The organism is Neisseria sp. HMSC03D10 (assembly GCF_001807625.1).
Classification (GTDB): domain Bacteria; phylum Pseudomonadota; class Gammaproteobacteria; order Burkholderiales; family Neisseriaceae; genus Neisseria; species Neisseria mucosa.
In genome coordinates this window covers 351-813 of sequence record NZ_KV789537.1, presented here as the reverse complement: position 1 = coordinate 813, position 463 = coordinate 351, and the positions used below count along the sequence as shown (strand labels likewise).

Annotated in this window: 1 protein-coding gene; it reads right to left on the bottom strand. The window is 53.1% G+C overall.

Annotated features, from left to right (window positions below; genetic code table 11):
* Positions 1-328: hypothetical protein (locus tag HMPREF3066_RS06305; protein ID WP_141743188.1), on the bottom strand; the 328-nt coding region annotated here is incomplete at its 3' end.
* Positions 329-463 lie beyond the last annotated feature (135 nt).

Below are 463 nucleotides of genomic sequence, written 5' to 3'. Positions count from 1 at the left end.
AAAACAAAGCGGTAAACGGTTTCATCCTTGGATACCGACAACTTCTCGCATGCGGTAATAATGCCCTGCCATTGTTTCGCTGGGGGGGGGCGTCCGAACCGGCTGAAAAAGCGGCGGCGACTTCGGACAATACGGCCTCCTGCGGACGGATTTCAAATGCTGCGCGCTGGTTGAGGTAGGAAGACAGCGGCAATGAGAAATCGGTGGAGGTGGCGGTGATTTCGACGCGGTAGGCGGTGTTGGCGGCTTCGGAGGCGGTGAAGGATTTGACGGAGAGTGATGGGGAGAATCGGGCGAAGGTGAGATGGTAGGATTGGCGGGCAGTCATGGCGTTGATTTTAAAGATGACAATGAGGTTCGTATGGTAACTTGAACGTCATCAACGGTAAAGCAAATGGGATAAACGGTAGAAAGGTCGTCTGAATGGAGGTTTTTCAGACGGCCTTTCCCATTGCCATCCTAT